This is a genomic window from Nonomuraea sp. NPDC050540 (assembly GCF_044457485.1).
GTDB lineage: Bacteria > Actinomycetota > Actinomycetes > Streptosporangiales > Streptosporangiaceae > Nonomuraea.
Map to the genome: position 1 here is coordinate 217,103 of NZ_JBITHA010000003.1, position 19,118 is coordinate 236,220.

General features: G+C 71.6%; 19 protein-coding genes. 12 read left to right on the forward strand and 7 right to left on the reverse strand.

Annotated features, from left to right (window positions below):
- Nucleotides 1-9 precede the first annotated feature (9 nt).
- On the reverse strand, nt 10-693 hold the full coding sequence (locus ACIBI5_RS11330) for an SCO2322 family protein (protein ID WP_397245670.1): 684 nt from the start codon (nt 691-693) through the stop codon (nt 10-12).
- An 82-nt stretch (nt 694-775) separates the two neighbouring features.
- Here ACIBI5_RS11330 and ACIBI5_RS11335 point away from each other — a divergent pair, with 82 nt between their 5' ends.
- Nucleotides 776-982, forward strand: a complete 207-nt coding sequence (locus ACIBI5_RS11335) for a hypothetical protein (protein ID WP_397245672.1) — start codon at nt 776-778, stop codon at nt 980-982.
- 62 nt (nt 983-1,044) lie between these two features.
- On the opposite strand, the gene ACIBI5_RS11340 is transcribed toward ACIBI5_RS11335, so the two are convergent.
- Nucleotides 1,045-2,043 carry an aldo/keto reductase family protein gene (locus ACIBI5_RS11340; RefSeq protein ID WP_397245674.1) on the reverse strand — a complete coding sequence of 333 codons (999 nt, stop codon included), beginning with the start codon at nt 2,041-2,043 and terminating at the stop codon, nt 1,045-1,047.
- 80 nt (nt 2,044-2,123) lie between these two features.
- Between ACIBI5_RS11340 and ACIBI5_RS11345 the strand changes: the two genes are divergently transcribed.
- Entirely contained in the window at nt 2,124-3,104 is a 981-nt protein-coding gene (locus ACIBI5_RS11345; RefSeq protein ID WP_397245676.1) for an SMI1/KNR4 family protein, read from the forward strand.
- Nucleotides 3,105-3,132: 28 nt separating this feature from the next.
- Here the strand turns inward: ACIBI5_RS11345 and ACIBI5_RS11350 are convergent, their stop codons facing one another.
- Nucleotides 3,133-3,744, reverse strand: coding sequence for a DUF3043 domain-containing protein (locus tag ACIBI5_RS11350; RefSeq protein WP_397105179.1), 612 nt, complete (start codon nt 3,742-3,744; stop codon nt 3,133-3,135).
- A gap of 126 nt (nt 3,745-3,870) precedes the next feature.
- On the opposite strand from ACIBI5_RS11350, the gene ACIBI5_RS11355 reads away from it, so the two are divergent.
- The 8 genes from ACIBI5_RS11355 to ACIBI5_RS11390 are packed head-to-tail and all read left to right on the forward strand — an operon-like array spanning nt 3,871 to nt 14,103.
- Nucleotides 3,871-4,695: a PspA/IM30 family protein gene (locus tag ACIBI5_RS11355; RefSeq protein ID WP_379611584.1), complete on the forward strand. Its 825-nt coding sequence runs from the start codon at nt 3,871-3,873 to the stop codon at nt 4,693-4,695.
- Complete coding sequence (locus ACIBI5_RS11360) at nt 4,692-4,970, forward strand: hypothetical protein (RefSeq protein WP_397245678.1); 279 nt, start codon at nt 4,692-4,694, stop codon at nt 4,968-4,970. Before ACIBI5_RS11355 ends, ACIBI5_RS11360 begins: the two co-directional genes overlap by 4 nt.
- A gap of 3 nt (nt 4,971-4,973) precedes the next feature.
- Nucleotides 4,974-5,870 carry a zinc metalloprotease HtpX gene (gene htpX / locus ACIBI5_RS11365; protein ID WP_397245680.1) on the forward strand — a complete coding sequence of 299 codons (897 nt, stop codon included), beginning with the start codon at nt 4,974-4,976 and terminating at the stop codon, nt 5,868-5,870.
- Entirely contained in the window at nt 5,867-6,424 is a 558-nt protein-coding gene (locus ACIBI5_RS11370; protein WP_397245682.1) for a hypothetical protein, read from the forward strand. The genes htpX and ACIBI5_RS11370 overlap by 4 nt, the downstream gene beginning before the upstream one ends.
- 51 nt (nt 6,425-6,475) lie before the next feature.
- A complete protein-coding gene (locus ACIBI5_RS11375) occupies nt 6,476-7,840 on the forward strand; it encodes an alpha/beta fold hydrolase (RefSeq protein ID WP_397245684.1) in 1,365 nt (454 codons plus the stop codon).
- Nucleotides 7,841-7,857: 17 nt separating this feature from the next.
- Nucleotides 7,858-11,061, forward strand: coding sequence for a bifunctional lysylphosphatidylglycerol synthetase/lysine--tRNA ligase LysX (lysX, locus tag ACIBI5_RS11380; RefSeq protein WP_397245686.1), 3,204 nt, complete (start codon nt 7,858-7,860; stop codon nt 11,059-11,061).
- Nucleotides 11,062-11,119: 58 nt separating this feature from the next.
- Complete coding sequence (locus ACIBI5_RS11385) at nt 11,120-13,450, forward strand: protein kinase (protein ID WP_397245688.1); 2,331 nt, start codon at nt 11,120-11,122, stop codon at nt 13,448-13,450.
- Between the two features lie 44 nt (nt 13,451-13,494).
- Nucleotides 13,495-14,103: an SIMPL domain-containing protein gene (locus tag ACIBI5_RS11390; RefSeq protein ID WP_397245690.1), complete on the forward strand. Its 609-nt coding sequence runs from the start codon at nt 13,495-13,497 to the stop codon at nt 14,101-14,103.
- Between the two features lie 4 nt (nt 14,104-14,107).
- On the opposite strand, the gene nadA is transcribed toward ACIBI5_RS11390, so the two are convergent.
- Nucleotides 14,108-15,241: a quinolinate synthase NadA gene (gene nadA / locus ACIBI5_RS11395; RefSeq protein WP_397245692.1), complete on the reverse strand. Its 1,134-nt coding sequence runs from the start codon at nt 15,239-15,241 to the stop codon at nt 14,108-14,110.
- Nucleotides 15,242-15,425: 184 nt separating this feature from the next.
- Here nadA and ACIBI5_RS11400 point away from each other — a divergent pair, with 184 nt between their 5' ends.
- Together ACIBI5_RS11400 and ACIBI5_RS11405 are read left to right on the forward strand one after the other, a co-directional pair.
- Nucleotides 15,426-15,779 carry an iron-sulfur cluster assembly accessory protein gene (locus tag ACIBI5_RS11400; protein ID WP_184970832.1) on the forward strand — a complete coding sequence of 118 codons (354 nt, stop codon included), beginning with the start codon at nt 15,426-15,428 and terminating at the stop codon, nt 15,777-15,779.
- Nucleotides 15,780-15,955: 176 nt separating this feature from the next.
- The gene (locus ACIBI5_RS11405) at nt 15,956-16,942 is read left to right on the forward strand and encodes a carbohydrate kinase family protein (protein ID WP_397245694.1); all 987 of its coding nucleotides are present in this window, start codon (nt 15,956-15,958) and stop codon (nt 16,940-16,942) included.
- A gap of 61 nt (nt 16,943-17,003) precedes the next feature.
- On the opposite strand, the gene ACIBI5_RS11410 is transcribed toward ACIBI5_RS11405, so the two are convergent.
- The 3 genes from ACIBI5_RS11410 to ACIBI5_RS11420 are packed head-to-tail and all read right to left on the reverse strand — an operon-like array spanning nt 17,004 to nt 18,870.
- Nucleotides 17,004-17,438 (reverse strand): CBS domain-containing protein, encoded by a 435-nt coding sequence (locus ACIBI5_RS11410; RefSeq protein WP_379611595.1) that lies wholly within the window; start codon nt 17,436-17,438, stop codon nt 17,004-17,006.
- 56 nt (nt 17,439-17,494) lie between these two features.
- Nucleotides 17,495-17,740 (reverse strand): sulfurtransferase TusA family protein, encoded by a 246-nt coding sequence (locus tag ACIBI5_RS11415; protein ID WP_379611596.1) that lies wholly within the window; start codon nt 17,738-17,740, stop codon nt 17,495-17,497.
- Nucleotides 17,737-18,870, reverse strand: coding sequence for a cysteine desulfurase family protein (locus tag ACIBI5_RS11420; protein WP_397245696.1), 1,134 nt, complete (start codon nt 18,868-18,870; stop codon nt 17,737-17,739). Before ACIBI5_RS11420 ends, ACIBI5_RS11415 begins: the two co-directional genes overlap by 4 nt.
- Between the last annotated feature and the right edge of the window lie 248 nt (nt 18,871-19,118).

The following is a 19,118-nucleotide window of genomic DNA, read 5'->3' on the forward strand; positions in this document are numbered from 1 at the left end:
GAGCGGGCGTCAGGAGCGGGTGCCGTGGGCGGCGGGCCTGGCGCGGCGGCGGGTGGCGACGAGGACGCCGCCCGCCAGCAGGACCAGGACGCCGGCCCCGCCGAGGATCAGCGGCAGCGGCGGCCCGCCCGGTGAGGACGCGGCCGCGGGCGCCGAGGCCTCGGTGCCGCCCTTCTCCTGCGCGGGGTAGTCGTCGACCGCCACGACCCGCCCCTGCGCGTCCACGCGCGTCCTGGCGGCCTGGGCGAGCAGTTGCGCGGCGGTCGCCTCCGTGGCGCCCCGCACACAGGTGCGGATCGGCGCGGGGGGACGCTCGCCCGGGTAGGCGTCGTTGTCGGCGTCGCCGAAGTCCACGAGCACGGCGACGCGCTTGCCGTCGCCGCCGGCCTGCTGCCCGCACACGGCGGTGAAGTCGGCCAGTTCGCCGCCGGGCGGCTCGGCGGCGGTGCCGTCGGGGGAGGCGGCGAAGCGCCAGCCGGCCACGTCGCCGTCGGAGGGCACGTCGGCGGGGGCGGCGGCCAGCCAGGCGGTGCCGTCGCTCTCCCATACGCTCCAGACGCGCACGGCGTTCGGATCGGGCGCCCCCGGCACGGGATCGCCGGGTGAGACCGGCGGAGTGGCGAGGGCGGGAACGGTGAGGATGGCCAGTGCCGCCGCCGCACTTCCCGCGGCAACACGAATTCTGCGCAGCATCGAATGACCTCCAGCTGGGGAGTAGGGTTCCATAACCGTCGGAAGGTGCACCGGCGAACCCGCGGAAAAAGGAGCGTATGGCATGACATGGCGGTGGCGTTATGAAAATGCAAATGGTGGTGAGGTAACCGACCGCCCATTGCCGCGAGAAGTCTTTCCGAGCCAGGCCGATGCCGAGTCCTGGCTCGGGGAAAACTACCGTGAGCTGCTCGAAGCCGGTGTCGAACAAGTTGCGTTGCTGGAAGAGGACCGTGTCGAATACACGGGAATGACATTGCGCTCGGAGTAACGAAAAACCCCTTGAGTGACTCAAGGGGTTTTTGTTTTCCGCCGGGACGACGTCAAAAGACGTCAGGGGCGCTTCTCCGGGCTGACCGTCCTGGCCGGGTCGCGCTCCACGATCGGGCCCAGCGCGTCGTCGATGCGCTTCAGCACCTCCGCGTCGAGCTTGACGCCGACGGCCTTCACGTTGTCGCGCACCTGCTCGGGGCGGGTGGCGCCGACGATGGCGCTGGCCACGTTCGGGTTCTGCAGGACCCAGGCGACGGCGAGCTGGGCCATGGTGAGGCCCAGGTCGGCGGCGATCGGCTTGAGCTCCTGCACGCGGGTGAGCACGTCGTCGTCAAGGAATCGGGAGATGAACCCGGCGCCCGACTCGGAGGTGGCGCGCGAGCCCGCGGGCGGCGGGCGGCCGGGCAGGTACTTGCCGCTCAGCACGCCCTGGGCGATCGGCGACCAGACGATCTGGCTGACGCCTTCCTTCTCGCTCAGCGGCACGACCTCCGCCTCGATGACCCGCCACAGCGCCGAGTACTGCGGCTGGTTCGACACGATCCGGTCGAAGCCCATCTCGTCGGCGATCCTCAACGCCTGGGCGATCTGGCCGGCGGTCCACTCGCTGACGCCCACGTACAGGACCTTGCCCTGGCGTACCAGGTCGTCGAAGGTCTTGAGCGTCTCCTCGAGCGGTGTCGAGTTGTCGAAGCGGTGCGCCTGGTAGAGGTCGACGTAGTCGGTCTGCAGGCGGCGCAGCGAGCCGTGGACGGACTCGGTGATGTGCTTGCGCGACAGCCCGCGGTCGTTCGGCCCGGGGCCGGTGGGCCAGTAGACCTTGGTGAAGATCTCGAGCGACTCCCTGCGCACACCCTTGAGCGCCCGTCCGAGGACCTCCTCGGCCTTCGTGCCCGCGTAGACGTCGGCGGTGTCGAAGGTGGTGATGCCCTCGTCGAGCGCAGCCCGCACGCACAGCTTGGCGGCGTCCTCCTCGACCTGTGAGCCGTGGGTGATCCAGTTGCCGTAGCTGATCTCGCTGACCAGGAGACCGCTGCGGCCGAGGTGACGGAATTCCATACGTCCGACCTTAGGTGCTCTGGGCGGGGCGCCCCGCCACCGGGCCGTCCGGGCGGAGTTTTCGGGATAGGGTGCCCGGCGTGCTGAAGCTCGTGCGGGTCGCGCTGACGGCCGCGATTCTGGTCGCACTGGGGGTACGGCTGCGCCGCCGCGCCAGGAGGCCGAGCCCGGCGCCCCCTCCCGCTCCCCGGCCGGTGGAGGTCCGGGAGAAGACGGGCATGTGGCTCGCCTGGGCGGTCATCGCGGCGGTGGTCGCGGTGGTCCTGGCCGTGGCGCTGATCCCCGCGCAGGGCCGGGACCGGGCCGAAGGGACGGACCAGGAGGAACCCGGGCGGGCGCTCACCCCGAACTCGCATGAGCAGGTGATGCCGGTCGCGACACCCGCCGCCGCGGAGACGACACCGTCCCCTGCAGAGGCGACACCGTCCCCCGCGGAGGCCACGCCGTCAGCCGGGGAGGCCACGCCGCAGGCGCTCGCCGGGCCTGCCACGTGCACCCCCGCCAGGCGGCCGGTGGCGGTCCGGCCCATCGACCCGGCGGTGAAGCGGCAGGTCACGAGGGAATGGCGCAGGATCGAGCGCTGGCTCAAGGCGAACGCCCCCACCACCTACCGCACGCTGGGCGGCCCGGGACGGGCGCGCACGATCGCGGTAGCCGAGTCGCAGATGGGCGTGAACTTCCCCGACGACCTGCGGGCCTCCCTGCTGCGCCACAACGGCGGCAACGACGTGATCGCCGGCGGCCTCGACCTGACGATCAGGCAGATCCGCGACACCTGGCGCGGGCAGTGCCGCGTGGAAGGGGAGTGGTGGCAGGCTCCCCGGATGATCCCGTTCCAGTACCGATGGTCGGGGCGCTGGGCCGTGGTCGACGCCGCGTCACACAACGTGAGCTGGGACGACGACGTCGCGGGCTTCGGCCTCGACGCGGACCCCACGCCCGTCACCTTCCTGCTGCGCACCACCGCGGACGTGCTGGAACGCGGTGGTGACGTCGCCGGTTGGACGCCGAAGGCGGAGCGCGGCGTACTCCAGTGGGAGCTGGAGTACCTGGAATACTGACCGCGCCGCCGTACCGGAAAAAGATCTCCTACTTCTTGGGCGGGACGGGCCTGCCGCCGGGAAGAAGCTGGGGCGGCGGGAAGCGCAGCTTGCGGATCTGCAGCGCCCGCATCGCGGCGTAGAACCCGACGCCCTTCATGGGCTCGTTCGGGAACTTGGCCGCCGCCTCCTTCTTGACCTTCCAGGAGACGTACACCGACGTGAACAGCACGCCGACCATCATGATCGGCCAGCCCGTCAGCATCACCCAGTAAAGGACGACCTCCCGCTGGCCGGCCGGCCAGGGAATCCAGGTCAGCAGCAGGATGAGCAGGGAGAACGGCAGGAAGTACTGGCTGGGCAGGCGGCGCGAGTCGACCCAGTCACGGGCGAACTTGCGCGCGGGCCCCCGGTCACGGACCGGGAAGTACTTCTCGTCACCGGCCAGCATGCCCTTTCTGGCACGGTCGCGCTCGGCGGCCTGTTTCGCCCGCGCGGCGCGGTAGGCCTCCTTGCGGTCCTTCGGCGCGGAGACCGGCTGGCGCCTTCTGCCTTCGGCATCCCGGCGCTTGGGTGTGGGACGACCCTTACCCTGGGGTTTAGGATCGTCAGCGGGGACGGGGGTGTCGTCCACGGAGGTTTGGGAACGGCGTCGCAACACGTCGTCAACCCTACCTGTACTGCAACTTAGTGACGCCCTCGTGCGTTATGCGTAGGGTAATCCCAAGGCGGCTGCGCTGCAGTGGGTGACCAACAGCACGACCTAAGAAGGGGACGGCCGACGCGCATGAGCGTGATGAAGAGACTTTCGATGATCTTCAAGTCCAAGGCCAACAAGGCCCTGGACAAAATGGAGGATCCGCGCGAGACCCTCGACTATTCGTACCAGCGCCAGCTTGAGCTGCTGCAGAAGGTACGCAGGGGCGTGGCCGACGTCGCCACCTCCCGTAAGCGGGTCGAGCTGCAGATCAATGGACTGGAGCAGCAATCCAGGAAGCTGGAGGACCAGGGCCGCAAGGCGCTGTCCGTTGGCCGTGAGGACCTCGCGCGTGAGGCGCTGAGCCGTCGCTCCGGTCTGCAGACGCAGATCGCCGATCTGCGCATCCAGCACGACAACCTTCAGGGCGAGGAGGAGAAGCTCACCACGGCCTCCCAGCGCCTGCAGGCCAAGGTCGACTCCTTCCGCACGAAGAAGGAGACGATCAAGGCGACCTACACGGCCGCCGAGGCGCAGACGCGCATCAACGAGGCTTTCTCCGGCATCTCCGAGGAGATGGGCGACGTCGGCCTGGCGATCCAGCGTGCCGAGGACAAGACCGCGCAGATGCAGGCGCGGGCGGGGGCGATCGACGAGCTGCTGGCCAGCGGCGCGCTCGACGACTTCAGCGGCACCCGTGGCGACGACATCCAGAACGAGCTCGACCGCATGGGCGGCGGCATGGACGTCGAGCTCGAGCTGGCCCGCATGAAGGCCGAGCTCGGCCAGGGCCCGGCGCCGCAGGGCTCGATCGAGCAGGGGCAGCCGCAGCAGGCCCAGCAGCCTCAGCCGCAGGCCCAGCCGCAGCAGCAGCCCCAGACCCAGCAGCTTCCCAGGCAGGGGGATGGAGCATGATCGTACGGATCATGGGCGAGGGTCAGGTGGAGATCTCCGCCGACGACATCGCCGTCCTGAACCAGCTGGACAGCGAGCTTGAGTCGGCCATCGAGGCCAACGACGAGGAGAACTTCCGAGTACGGCTGCACGCCCTGCTCGACAAGGTGCGCCACGTGGGCAAGGCGCTTTCCGACGACAGCCTTGAGCCGTCAGAGCTGATCCTTCCCCCCGCGGACGCCTCGATCGAGGAAGTCCGGGAGATGCTGGGCGACCAGGGCTTGATCCCTGGTTAACCCGTGCGCACGCGGTTCGCGTCCGACGGCGGCCTGACTCGCCGCATGGTCGTGACGATGTTCCTGCTCGGGTTGCTCTACGTTGCTTTCGTCGGCGTTCTCATCGCTTTGGGGGTGAGGGCGCTGACCGTGTTGGTCATCGCCGGTGTCATGCTGTTCGCGCAGTACTTCCTGTCCGACCGGATCGCCTTGTTCGCGATGGGCGGGCGGGAAGTATCTCCGCAGGAGGCGCCAGAACTCCACGGCCTGATCGACCGGCTGTGCGCGCTGGCCGACATGCCCAAGCCGCGCGTGGCCATCGCCGACTCCGATGTGCCCAACGCCTTCGCGACCGGCCGCAATCAGAAGAAGGCCGTGATCTGCGTCACGACGGGCCTCCTGCGCCGCCTTGAGCCGCAGGAGCTCGAAGGAGTGCTGGCCCACGAACTCTCGCACGTCGCCCACCGCGACGTCGCGGTGATGACGATCGCCTCGTTCCTCGGCATCGTGGCCGGGCTGATGACCCGCTTCGCCCTCTACGCCGGCCTCGGCGGGCGCAGCCGTGACGACCGGGGCGGCCTGCCCGTCGGCCTGATCATCCTGCTCGTCTCCATCCTCGTCTACGCGGTCAGTTTCCTGCTGACCAGAGCCCTGTCGCGCTACCGCGAGCTGGCCGCCGACCGCGCCGGGGCCCTGCTCACGCAGCGGCCGAGCGCGCTGGCCAGCGCCCTGACCAAGGTGAGCGGGGAGATGGCCAGGATCCCGACCCGCGACCTGCGCGCGGCGGAGCCGTTCAACGCCTTCTACTTCGCCCCGGCGCTGTCGAAGGGGCAGTCGCTGGCGAACCTGTTCGCCACGCACCCGCCGCTGCAGAAGCGCCTGGACAACCTGGCCAAGATCTCGGCGGAGCTGGGCCGATGAAGTGGCTCGACTCCCTCCTGGGCCGGACGAAGGCCGCCGAACCCAACCTCGACGCGCTGTTCGCGCTGCCGTCGGCCGCGGTGACGCTGCGGGCCGCGACCGGGCTGGCGCCCACCGGGCTCGGCTCGGTGAGCTTCCGCGCGGCCGAGGGCGGCGCGTTCGCCACGCTGGAGAGCGACGTGCGCGCGCTGCTGGGCGAGCGCGTCGAGCGCTCCACGGACGCCTACGGCTACACCTGGCTCCTGGTACGGCGGGCTCCGTCCGACCTCAGCGACCTGGTCACCGAACTCCACGCGGTGAACTCCTCGCTGGAGGGCGCCGGGTTCGGCCCGTCGCTGCTGTGCTCGCTGGTGTCCTTCGCCGACCCGGCCGGCCGCCGCATGGCCGTGGTCTACCTCTACAAGCGCGGGACCTTCTACCCGTTCGCCCCGCGGCCGGGTGAGCGCCGGGACAACGCGCTCGAACTCCAGGCCAGGGGCGCGCTGGCCGGTGAGCTGCCGATCGAGGAGGATCTGTCGCGCTGGTTCCCGGTCTGGGGCGCGCCCGGTCTCTGAGACGGTGCCCCGGAGCGCCGGAATTGTCACGCAGAGTGATCTAATGGCGACGTGGAGCGTCGTCTGATCATGGTCTCGGCCTGCGCCTTCTTCGTCGCGGGCGTGGTGTACAGCGCCTGGGTGCCTGGCCAGTTCGCCAGCCCGGCGGTCGACTCGGCCGAGGGCTACCTCAGTGAGCTGGCCGCCCGCGACCAGCCCTGGTCGCGGCTGTTCCGGCTGGCCGACGTGCTGGCCGGGCTGGCCGTCGTGATCGGCGTCGCGCTCGCGCCCAGGGCGGCCGTCGCGTGGGGCGGCTGGCTGGCCTTGGCGCTGTTCGGGGTGTTCACGATCGCCGACGGCGCGCTGCCGCTGGACTGCGCGGTCGTCAGCGATCCCGCGTGCGCGCGCGGGCCGCTCTCGCTGCCGCACCACCTCCACACGCTCACCAGCACGCTCGCCTCCGTCGCCGCCCTGGCCGCGATGGTGGAGCTGGCCAGGAGCTGGCGTACGCGCGCCGCCGTCTTCCTGGCCGGGGCGTACGTGCTGGCAAGCGTGCTCACGCTGGCCGCGGTCACCGCCGCCCACCTCATCGGGGTGGCCCAGCGCGTCCAGGTCCTGGTGATCGCGCTCTGGCTGGTGTACGTGGCCGCGCGCCTGCTGGCCGCGCCCCAGCCCGTCCGGGGCGAGAGCCGCCCGCACGTGGTCGAGGACGGCCGCGGCCCCGCCGTCCTGGTGGCGGCCGGGATGGGCGGCGCCTGGTTCCACTGGGACGCCGTGGCCGCCGGGCTCGCCTCCGCGCACCGCGTGATCCGCTTCGACCGTCCCGGACTCGGCCGCAGCCCCGCCCCCCAGACCCCGCCCACCCTGTACGGCGAGGCCGCCCGCCTGGCCGCGCTGGCCCCCTCCCACCCCGAGAAGGTGGCGGTGATCGCCCATTCCGTGGCCGCCTGGCACGCCGAGGCCTTCGCCCGCCTGCACCCGCTGCGTGTCTCCCGCGTGGTCCTGGTGGACCCGAGCTGCCGCACGAAGCCGGGCCGCGGCACCTCGGCCCCCGGCAGGGCGCTGGGCCGCTGGCTGCCGGCCTTCGGCGGCACGTGGGCCGCCGCGGCGCTGGCGCGCTGCTTCGGTCCGCTGGCGCACCGGCTGGCCGGTGGCGGGCCCGACCTGGCGGGCGTCTACCGCGAGGGCAAGGTGCTGGCGGCGGTCGCGGGGGAGTGGCTGGCCTACCGGGACATGGCCGCCGAGCTGGAGCTGATCCGGCGGGAGCATCCCTATCCGCGGGTGCCGACGCTGGTGATCACGGCCGGGCGTACCGACGGCTGCCACGAGCGGCTGGCCGACGCGCTCGGCGCGGACCTGCTGCGGCTGCCGCGGGCCGGGCACCAGGTCCAGCTTGACGCTCCCGAGGCCATCACCAGGTCATTTAACGGAAAGTAGCCGGGTATATCCGGCCAATGACGACGCGCTGGAGGTGGGTGCCGAAGGTCCTGGCCGGGATCCTCGCCGCCCTGGCCGTCTACTGCGCGCTGATCGCGCTGGTCCGGCCCCTGCGCGCGCTGCTGCGGCCGGTCACCGACACCTTCAACGACCTCGTCTTCCCCGCCGAGCCCAACCTCGCCTACGCCGTCTTCCTGGCCCTGCTGGCCGGGGCCGTCGCCCGGCGCAAGCGGGCCGCGTACCGGCTGATGCTGGTCTTCCTGATCTTCACGCTGGTCCTGCTGGCGCTCTACTGGCTGATCGTCTGGCTGGAGCCGGCGGCGGGCGAGGACTACCCGCTCTGGAGGGTCGCGGTCAACCTCGGCGTCACGCTCGTCCTGCTCGTGCTGCTGGTGGCCGCGCGTGCGGAGTTCTTCGCCAAGACCCAGCGGGCCGCCTTCCGCAAGGCCCTGCTCACGCTCGTGGCCGGGCTGCTGGTCTCGGTCGGGGTGGGGTACGCGCTGATCAGCGCCTTCCACGGCACGCTCCGGCGGCAGGACCGGCTGCCGTGGGTGATCGAGAAGGCGCTCGGCGGCGCGATCACGCTCGACTTCGACCGCGAGGGGCACGGGCCGGCCTGGGTGGCGTTCACGATCGGGCTGCTGAGCGCGATCGCGCTGCTGTGGGCGTTCGCGGTGCTGTTCCGCTCGCAGTGGGCCATCGCCGAACTGCTGCCCGGCGACGAGGCCAGGCTCCGCGAACTGCTGGCCGCCGCGGGCGAGCGCGACTCGCTCGGCTACTTCGCCACCCGCCGCGACCGGGCCGCGATCTTCTCGCCGAGCGGCAAGAGCGCGGTCTCCTACCGCGTCGTCAGCGGGGTGAGCCTGGCGGGCGGCGACCCGATCGGCGATGTGGAGGCGTGGGAGCCGGCCATCGCCCGCTGGCGGCGCCAGGCCGAGGAGTACGGCTGGACGCCCGCCGCCATCGGCGCCGGCGAGGACGGCGCCCGCGCCTACGCCCGCGCCGGGCTCAAGATCCTGCAACTCGGCGACGAGGCGATCCTGCACGTGGCCGCCTTCACCCTGGACGGCCGCGAGATGCGCGGCGTGCGGCAGGCGGTCAACCGGGTCGGGCGCGCCGGATACACGCTGCGGGTACGCCGGCACGCCGAGCTGTCACCCGAGGAGATGCGCAGCGTCATCGCCAAGGCCGACGCCTGGCGCGACACCGAGACCGAGCGCGGCTTCTCCATGGCGCTCGGCCGGCTCGGCGACCCGGCCGACGGCCGCTGCGTGCTCGTCGAGGCGCTCACCGCCGGTGGGGACGAGGCGGCGATCCTGTCGTTCGTCCCGTGGGGCGAGCGCGGCCTCTCGCTCGACCTCATGCGCCGCGACCGGGGCGCCGACAACGGGCTCATGGAGTTCATGGTCGCCGGCCTGGTCGAACGGGCGGCCGAGCTGGGCGTCGAGCGGATCTCGCTCAACTTCGCCGTCTTCCGCGCCGCCTTCGAGGAGGGCGCCAGGATCGGGGCGGGCCCGGTGCTGCGGGCGTGGCGGCGGCTGCTGCTGTTCTTCTCGCGCTGGTGGCAGCTGGAGTCGCTCTACCGGTCGAACGTGAAGTACCGGCCCGAGTGGGTGCCGCGCTTCCTCGCCTACGCCGACACCCGCGACCTGCCCAAGGTCGGGCTGGCCTCGGCGGTGGCCGAGGGGTTCCTGGCCGGTCCGAGCCTGCCCACGCTGCTGCGGCGCGGTGAGGGCCGGGCGGCCGGGTCCGTGACGCCGGTCGCCCTCGAAGCGACCGCCGCCGAGGTCGCGCCCGCGGCCACGCGCTCCGCCGGGCCGCCGGAGCAGGACGGGGTCCGGGCGGGGAAGCTGGCGCTGGTGGCGGAGCCGTACCCGGTGAACTTCCCGCGCACGCACACGACGGCGCAGGCCGGGCGGGTCGGCGAGACGGTGGCGGTGGCCGGGCGGGTGATGCTGGTGCGTGACCACGGCGGCATCCTGTTCGCGACGCTGCGCGACTGGGCGGGGGAGCGGCAGCTCATGGTCACCGACCCGGAGCTGCTGGCGCGCTGGCGGCGCGTCGTGGACCTCGGCGACCACGTCGGGGTCAGCGGGCGGGTCGAGCGCTCCGGCACGGGCGAGGTCTCCGTGCTGGCCCAGGACTGGACGCTGACCGGCAAGTGCCTGCACCCCCTGCCCGACAAGCACCGCGGGCTGACCGACCCCGAGGCCCGCGTGCGCCGCCGCCACCTCGACCTGATCACCTCGCCCGCCGCGCGGGAGATGCTGCGGGTACGGGCCGCCGCCGTCCGGGCCCTGCGCGACGGCCTGGTACGGCGGGGCTTCCTGGAGGTCGAGACCCCCATCCTGCAGCCGGTGCACGGCGGGGCGAGCGCACGCCCGTTCCGCACCCACATCAATGCCTACGACCTGGACCTGTACCTGCGGATCGCGCCCGAGCTCTACCTCAAGCGGCTGTGCGTGGGCGGGGTGGAGCGGGTGTTCGAGCTGGGCAGGACGTTCAGGAACGAGGGGGTGTCGTACAAGCACAACCCGGAGTTCACCATGCTGGAGGCCTATCAGGCGTACGCCGACTACCGGGACATGCTGGACCTGGCCCGCTCGCTGATCCAGGAAGCGGCCCAGGCGGCGCTGGGCGGACTGGTCGTGCGAGGGGCGGACATCTCGGGCGAGTGGCCGGTCGTCCCGGTCAACCGGGCGATCTCCGCTGCCGCCGGTGAGGAGGTGGGCGCGGCCACCGGGGCGCCGGAGCTGAGGAAGCTCTGCGACCGGCTCGGCGTGCCGTACCACCCGGAGTGGCGGCGCGGGGAGCTGGTCCTGGAGCTGTATGAGCGGCTGGTCGAGGCGCGGACCACCGCGCCCGTCTTCTACGTCGACTTCCCCGCCGACGTCTCGCCGCTGACGCGCCCGCACCGCGACGACCCCCGGCTGGCCGAGCGCTGGGACCTGGTGGCGTTCGGGGCGGAGCTGGGCACCGCCTACTCCGAGCTGACCGACCCGGCCGAGCAGCGGCGGCGGCTGGCCGAGCAGTCGTCGCTGGCCGCCGGCGGCGATCCCGAGGCGATGGAGCTGGACGAGGACTTCCTGGCCGCGCTGGAGTACGCGATGCCGCCGACCGGCGGGCTCGGCCTCGGCGTGGACCGGCTCGTCATGCTCCTGACCGGCGCGCCCATCCGCCAGACGCTGCCTTTCCCGCTGGTACGTCCCGCAAAGAGATGACGAGATTGCCAGACACCCACCACAATGGCCGGGAAAGTCGCCAAATGTGGGGGTGGGGATGCCGGAGCTCGTTGCCCTGCGGGCGGGAGACCCCGGCAGGGTCGGGGCCTACAACCTGACCGGCCGCCTGGGCGAGGGCGGACAGGGCACCGTCTACCTCGGCGAGGACTCCGCCGGCGTCAGGGTCGCCGTCAAGCTGCTCCGCGCCGACCTGGCCGGGGACGAGGACGCCTCCGAACGTTTCGTCCGCGAGGTCGCCATGGCCCGCCGGGTCGCGCCCTTCTGCACCGCCCAGGTGATCGAGACCGGGCTGCTGAACGGCCGGCCGTACATCGTCAGCGAGTACATCGACGGGCCGACGCTCCACGAGGTCGTCCAGCGGGAGGGGCCGCGCTCCGGCCCCGCGCTGCACCGCCTGGCGATCGGCACCGTCACCGCGCTCGTCGCGATCCACCAGGCCGGGATCGTGCACCGCGACTTCAAGCCGTCCAACGTGGTGCTCGCCCCCGACGGCCCGCGGGTGATCGACTTCGGGATCGCCAAGGCGCTCGACCTCACCTCCACGCTCACCGCCACCGCCATCGGCACACCCGCGTTCATGGCGCCGGAGCAGCTCACCGACGCGGTGCCCGGCCCACGGGCGGACATGCACGCGTGGGCCTCGACGATGCTGTACGCCGCCACCGGGCACACGCCCTTCGGGGCCGACAGCCTGCCCGCCATGGTCAACCGCATCCTCAACGCGGCGCCCGACATCAGCGGCATCGCCGATCCGCAGCTGCGCGCGCTCGTCCAGGACTGCCTGGCCAAGGACCCGAACCGGCGGCCGAGCGCGGGGGACGCGCTGATGCGCCTGCTGGGGCACGCGCCGGGCGGCCCGTTCGGGCAGGGGCCCGACTCGGGCCCGCAGCCGCCCGGCCTGCTGGTCGAGGGCACGGCCGTGGCCGCGGGGCCGGGTGGGGCGCCGTTCGCGCCCCCGGACGCCCGCCCCTACACCGGCCCCGCCGGGACGCCGCCGGGCTCCGGGGCGCCGCCGCACACCGGGACGCCGCCGGGCCCCGGTACGCCGCAGCACACCGGCATGCGGGGTCCCGGGATGCCGCCGCGGCAGGGCGTCCCGCCGGGGCAGCCGACGCCGCCGCCGGGGATGCCGCACGGACAGCGGATGCCCGGTAAAGGGCCGCCTCCCGGTCAAGGGATGCCCGGTCAAGGGCCGCCTCCCGGGCAGGGGACGTGGGTGGGGCCGCCGGCCGTACCGGCTGCTCATCTGCCGCCCCCGCAGCACTCGCGGCCCATGCGTCAGGCGCCGGCCACCGTGCCGCGCGGCATGCGCACGGGCTGGGTGATCGCGGCGGCCGCCGTCGCGGTGCTGGTGCTGGCGGTCGTCGGCGTGGTCACGGCCACCCGGCTGGCGGGCGGCCCGGTGACGACCTCCGCCACCCCCAGGACGTCGCGCCCGGCCACGCCCGCCCCCACCACCCAGAACCCCACGCCGCCACCGGTGGCCTCCAAGCGGTTCACGCTGCCGGGAACGGTGGTGACGGTCGAGGAGCACGAGGACGATCCGATCAAGCTGGTCTCCTACAGCGCCGACAGCGGCAAGCGCGTCTACGTCAGAAAGGCGGGCGCCGACCGCTTCGTGCTCAACCGCGCCTACTTCGAGTACGCGCTCAACACCACCGGCGCCCGCGCCCTGGCCACCGACGCCGACTACAGCAGCGACGGCTACTCCCAGGTCTCGATCGTCGAGCACGTCACCGGCGTCAAGCGCACGATCAAGCTGACCGCCGCCCCCGTCTACCCGAGCGCGCCGCGCTGGTCGCCGGACGGCAGGCTGGGCCTGTTCACCCTGTACAAGGCCACCGACAACGACAGCGTCCCGTACGGCTACGCCATCCTCGACATCGCCACCGGCAAACCACGCGTCTTCCAGATCAAGGACGTCGACACCAGCACCTACGACTACTTCTGGGACGGCGACGGCGAGTCTGTCGGCACGTGGGCGAACGGCGACATGCGCTTCTTCGATCTCGAAGGCAAGCCCGTCACCCGCACCCTGCCGGACGGCGGCCACCCGCTGTGGGTCGAGAGCGACGTGCTGTCGCCCTCGGGCACCCACTACCTCGCCTACTGCGACGAGGCGGGCAGCAGCCTGTGCGCCAAGCCCGTCACCGGCCAGGGCGAGAGCAGGCCGCCCATCCCGGTCCAGACCAACCGGCTGATCGGCTGGTGGGACGAGGACCACGTGGCGATCTGGCGCGTGCACGCCGGCGGCTACCAGGCCGTGGTCGTCGACATGAAGGGCGACACGAAGCGGATCCTGGCCACCGCGCCCAAGAAGAAGGACTTCGACGCCATGGGCTTCCTCTACACGCGAGGAGCACACTAGGCGCTTAGGATCAAGAAGCTCCGGACGCCTCGAAGGGGGTACACGTGGACAGCCAGCAGATCACCGTGCTCGGTCAGGGCGCGGTCTCGGCCGCCCCCGACGCCATGCGGCTCAACGCCGGCGTCGAGGTGCGCAAGGCGAGCGCCGGTGAGGCCTTCGCCGCCGTCCGGGCCGCCGCGGTGCGGCTCCTGCGGACGCTGGCCGAGGCGGGCCTGGCCGCCAAGGACCTGCGCACCAGCGAGCTGTCGCTGGGGCCCGAGTACGAGAACTACCCGAAGATCTCCGCCTACCGCGCCGCCCAGGGCGTCGAGGCGGTGGTGCGCGACCTGTCGCAGGCCGACCGGATCATCGACCTCGTGGCGGGGGTCGGCGAGGAGGCCAGGCTCAACGGCGTGAGCTTCGAGATCTCCGACCCGGTCGCGGCGCTCAGGGACGCGCGCGACCGGGCCTTCAAGGACGCCAGGGCCAAGGCGGAGCAGTACGCGGGCCTGGCGGGCCGCCCGCTCGGCCAGGTCGTGTCCGTCAGCGAGGAGGCCGACGCCCCGCCGCGGCCGATGATGATGGCCGCGGCGGCCATGGCCGACCAGTCCTCGATCAGCCCGGGTGAGCAGTCCGTCACGGTGTCGGTCCGGGTCGTCTACGCCTTCGGCTGAGCCGTTACGGCAGCGCCAGCATGCGGTCGAGGGCGATCTTGGCCCAGTGGGCGGTGTCCCCGTCGACCGTGATCTGGTTGACCGTCTCGCCGAGGGCGAGCGACTCCAGCGCCCACACCAGGTGGGGCAGATCGATCCGGTTCATGGTGGAGCAGTAGCAGACCGTCTTGTCCAGGAACGAGACGCTCTTGTCGGGGAACATCTGGGCCAGCCGCTTGACCAGGTTCAGCTCGGTGCCGATGGCCCAGCTGGACCCGGCCGGAGCGGCCTGGAGCGTCTTGATGATGTACTCGGTCGAGCCCACCTGGTCGGCCTTCAGCACCACCTCGTGGCGGCACTCCGGGTGCACCAGCACGTTGACGCCGGGGATGCGGGCCCGCACGTCGTCCACGGACTCGGCGGTGAAGCGCCCGTGCACCGAGCAGTGGCCCTTCCACAGGATCATCTTCGCCTCGGCGACCTTGCCCATGTCGTTGGGCCGGTGCGGGTTCCACACCACGCAGTCCTCCAGCGACATGCCCATCTCCAGCACCGCGGTGTTGCGCCCGAGGTGCTGGTCGGGCAGGAACAGCACCTGCTTGCCCTGCTCGAAAGCCCACTCCAGAGCCCGCCTGGCGTTGGAGGACGTGCAGACGACGCCGCCGTGCCGTCCGCAGAAGGCCTTGATGTCGGCGCTGGAGTTCATGTAGGTGACGGGCACGACGTCGCCGGCCAGCCCCGCGTCCTCCAGCGCCTCCCAGCACTCCTCCACCTGGTCGAAGGTGGCCATGTCGGCCATCGAGCACCCGGCCGCCAGGTCCGGCAGGACCACACGCTGATCCGGCCCGGTCAGGATGTCGGCCGACTCGGCCATGAAGTGCACGCCGCAGAAGACGATGAACTCCGCCTCGGGCCGGGCGGCCGCCTGCTGGGCCAGCTTGAAGGAGTCGCCGGTCACGTCGGCGAACTGGATGACCTCGTCGCGCTGGTAGTGGTGGCCGAGCACGAACACGCGCTCGCCCAGCGCCTCCTTCGCCTTGCGCGCCCGTTCGACCAGGTCAGGGTCGGAGGCGGCGGGAAGCTCGCCGGGACAGTCGACGCCGCGCTCGCTGCCCGCGTCGGCGCTCCTGCCAAGGATGAACAGCTGGGTGGTGGTCATGGCCGAACCCCTTATCGTCGGATTGACGATACTCATGATGACATACCCTTCCCTGCGCTTTGCCGTACCCCACCCCTTTTGAGGGGGTACGGCCGGCCGCACGGACGGTGGGGAATGTGAAGAGGCCGGCCGGTGTTGCTAACGTCTTAGTAGGAAGTCAGAAACAGACCGCGGGAGTTCGCACATGACGGTTGAGAGCAGCGAGACCACGACGCAGGGCCTGATCCTGACCGACGCGGCCTCGGCCAAGGTCAAGAGCCTGCTGGAGCAGCAGGGTGAGGAAGGCCTGCAGCTGCGGGTGGCCGTCCAGCCCGGTGGCTGTTCCGGCCTGCGCTACCAGCTCTTCTTCGACGACCGTTCGATGGACGGCGACGTGGTGACCGACTTCGGCGGCGTCGGTGTCGTGACGGACCGGATGAGCGCGCCGTACCTGCTGGGCGCGACGATCGACTTCGTCGACACCATTGAGAAGCAGGGCTTCACCATCGACAACCCCAACGCCACCGGCTCCTGCGCCTGTGGCGACTCCTTCAACTAAGAAGGCGTCCGCGCCGATCCGCCCCGGACCGCCTGAGGGCGCCGGGGCTGTGGTCGTCGTCCAGCCGGTCTGGTGGCCGGTTGGTGGGAGGCCGCGTTCACCTTGGTGTGGACGTGGCCTTCGCATATCCTCGTGAGGCTCTACTTGGCCTGCAGACAACGAGGAAGAAGAATCCCGTGCGCATCGCCGTCACCGGCTCCATCGCGACAGACCATCTGATGACGTTCCCAGGAAGCTTCGGCGATCAGCTCATCGCCGAACAACTGGATCGGGTGTCACTTTCGTTCCTGGTCGACGACCTGCAGATCCGGCGGGGAGGCTGTGCGGCGAACATCGCGTTCGGCATGGGCTGCCTGGGCTTGACCCCCATCCTGGTGGGCGCGGTCGGCTCCGACTTCGCCGACTACCGCTCCTGGCTGGAGCGCCACGGCGTCGACTGCGACTCGGTGCACGTGTCGGAGACTCACCACACCGCCAGGTTCCTGTGCACCACCGACGAGCACCACAACCAGATCGCCTCCTTCTACACGGGCGCGATGGCCGAGGCCAGGAACATCGAGCTGCAGCCGACCGCCGCCCGCGTGGGCGCGCTCGACCTGGTGCTGATCAGCCCCAACGACCCCGACGCGATGCTCAGGCACACCGACGAGTGCCGCCAGCGGGGCATCCCGTTCGCCGCCGACATCTCCCAGCAGCTGGCCCGCATGGCCGACGAGCAGATCCGTCAGCTCGTCGACGGGGCTGCGTACCTCTTCTCCAACGACTACGAGAAGGGGCTCATCGAGCAGAAGACCGGCTGGTCCGACGAGGAGATCCTGGACCGCGTGGGCGTGCGCATCACCACGCTGGGCCCGAAGGGCGCGGTCATCGCGCGCAAGGGCGAGCCGTCCATCCAGGTCGCGCCCGCGCCCGAGCTCGGCAAGGCCGACCCGACCGGCGTCGGCGACGCCTTCCGCGCGGGCTTCCTGTCGGCATTGGCGTGGGGCCTGTCGCTGGAGCGCTGCGGCCAGGTGGGCAACCTCACCGCCACGCACGTGCTGGAGCGCGTCGGCGGCCAGGAGTACGAACTGGGCCAGAAGTCCTTCCTGGAGCGCTTCACGGCCGCCTACGGCGCCGAGGCGGCCGCCGAGATCTCCGGCCACGTCACGTGCCACTACGCCTGACGACGGCATCGGGCGCGGCCGTCAACGCCGCGCCCGCTCCTTCCCCGGTACGGCCCGGCCGTCAGACGCCCGCGTAGACGCGGTGCACGAACCCGGCGAGCTGGTCGTCCGGCAGGTGCTTGGCCAGGTCCGCCTCGCTGATCATCCCGATGATGCGGTGGTTCTCGATCACCGGCAGCCGGCGGATCTGGTTCTCCTCCATCCGGGCCAGCGCCTCCTCCACGGTGGCGTCGGCCGGGACCCACACCAGCCCGGTGGCCAGGTCGCCGGCGGTGACCCTGGACGGGTCGTGCCCCTCGGCGATGCACTTGGTGACGATGTCACGGTCGGTGATGATGCCCTTGAGCCGGTCGTCGGAACCGCAGATCGGCAGCGCGCCGACGCCGCGGTCGCGCATCATCTGCGCCGCCCGGTCCAGGGTCTCGTGGGCGGCGATGCACTCCACGCCCGCGCTCATCAGGTCGCGGGCGGTCTCGTGCGGGTGTCCAGCGGTCATCGGATTCCCCCCGAAATGAGATGACATTCCCGCACGGTCCTACCCACAATCGCAGGTCAGTAATTGCGCCGCACGTGGATCGCCCAGCCGCCGCCGGGCAGCTCGTACGTGCCCACGTGCGGATGCGACTTCAGCCGGCACCAGGCGGGCACGTCGGTGTAGGCGGCCGGATCGTCGGCCAGCACCGCCACCACCGCGTTGAGCGGAACGTAGTTGATCTGCTCGGCGAGCATGATGATCGGGATCGGGCACTTCTTCCCGAGCGCGTCGATCGTCAGTGCGGGCTGAGTCACTTCTGTCATGCCACTCCTGCGTCCTGCCGGATCCGGCGCACCATGTCGGGAAGGACCTCCAGGAACCTGTCCACCTCCGCCGCGGAAGCTCCACGGGGCAGCGAGACTCTGACGTTCCCGTGCGTGAGCACGCCCATCGCCTCCAAAACATGCGATGGACGAAGCGTACTAGCGGTGCACGAGCTCCCGGACGATACCGCGAATCCCGCCTTGTCCAGTTCGGTGAGCAGCACCTCCCCGTCGACGTACAGACAGGAGAAGGTGACGATGTGCGGCGCCCGCTCGACCGGCTCGCCGATGACCTCCACGTCGGGGACGACCTTCGGCACCGTGTTCCTGATCCGGTCCACGAGGGCCGACAGCCGCGCGTGCTCCTGCGCCGCCTCCGCGCTCATCGCGCGCAGCGCCGCCGCCGCGGCCACGATCGCCGGAACGTTCTCGTAGCCGGGCACCCGGCGGCGCTCGCGCTCGTCCTCCGGCAGGAACGAGCGGAACCTGGTGCCCTTGCGCACCGCGAGCACGCCCACCCCGGCCGGTCCGCCCCACTTGTGCGCGCTGGCCGTCAGCACCGACCAGCCCTCCGGCATCGGCAGCCGCCCCGCCGTCTGGGCGGCGTCGACCAGGAGCGGCACGCCGTGCTCGCGGCAGGCCGCCGCCGCCTCCGCCACCGGCTGGAGCGTGCCGACCTCGTGGTTGGCGGTCTGCAGGCAGGCGAGAGCCGTGCCCTCGGCCGCGACCGCCGCCGTGAAGGCGGGCAGGTCGACGCGGCCGGTCAGCCCGACGCCCACGGTCTCGACCGTGCCGCCGTCGCGCTCGTGCACCCCGGCCGCGTGCAGGACGCTGGAGTGCTCGACCGCGCTGGTGACCAGATGGCGGCCGGTACGGCGCCGCCCGTGTAGGGTGCCGAGCACGCCGAGATGCACGGCCTGCGTGCCGGAAGAGGTGAACGACACCTCGTCGGGACGCGCGCCGAGCGCCTCTGCCACCTCCGTGCGAGCCTGCTCCAGCAGCATGTGCGCGCGGCGGGCCTGGTTGTAGAGCCGTGCCGGATCGGCCCAGCCGACGTCCAGGGCCGCCAGATACGCCTCGCGTGCCTGGGGGTGAAGCGGCTCGGTGGAGGCCGCGTCGAAGTACGCCACGCGACTTATCGTCCCACTCCCGGCGCGCCATCGAGGGGGCGGGCGGGAGGGCGAGGCCCCTCCGCGCTAATGTGTCTGCAATCAGCTGTGCATTTGGAAATACGAGCGCCCAGGAGTGACTCCTGGGCTTCATCTGTGGGGTAGGCGATCCGTGAGTCCGACTCGCCGTTCGACGCGGCGTTCGTTGGTCCGGGGCAGAGTGCCACGCGCCGCCGCTTTGGCGTTGCTGCTGGCCTCCGCTACGGCGT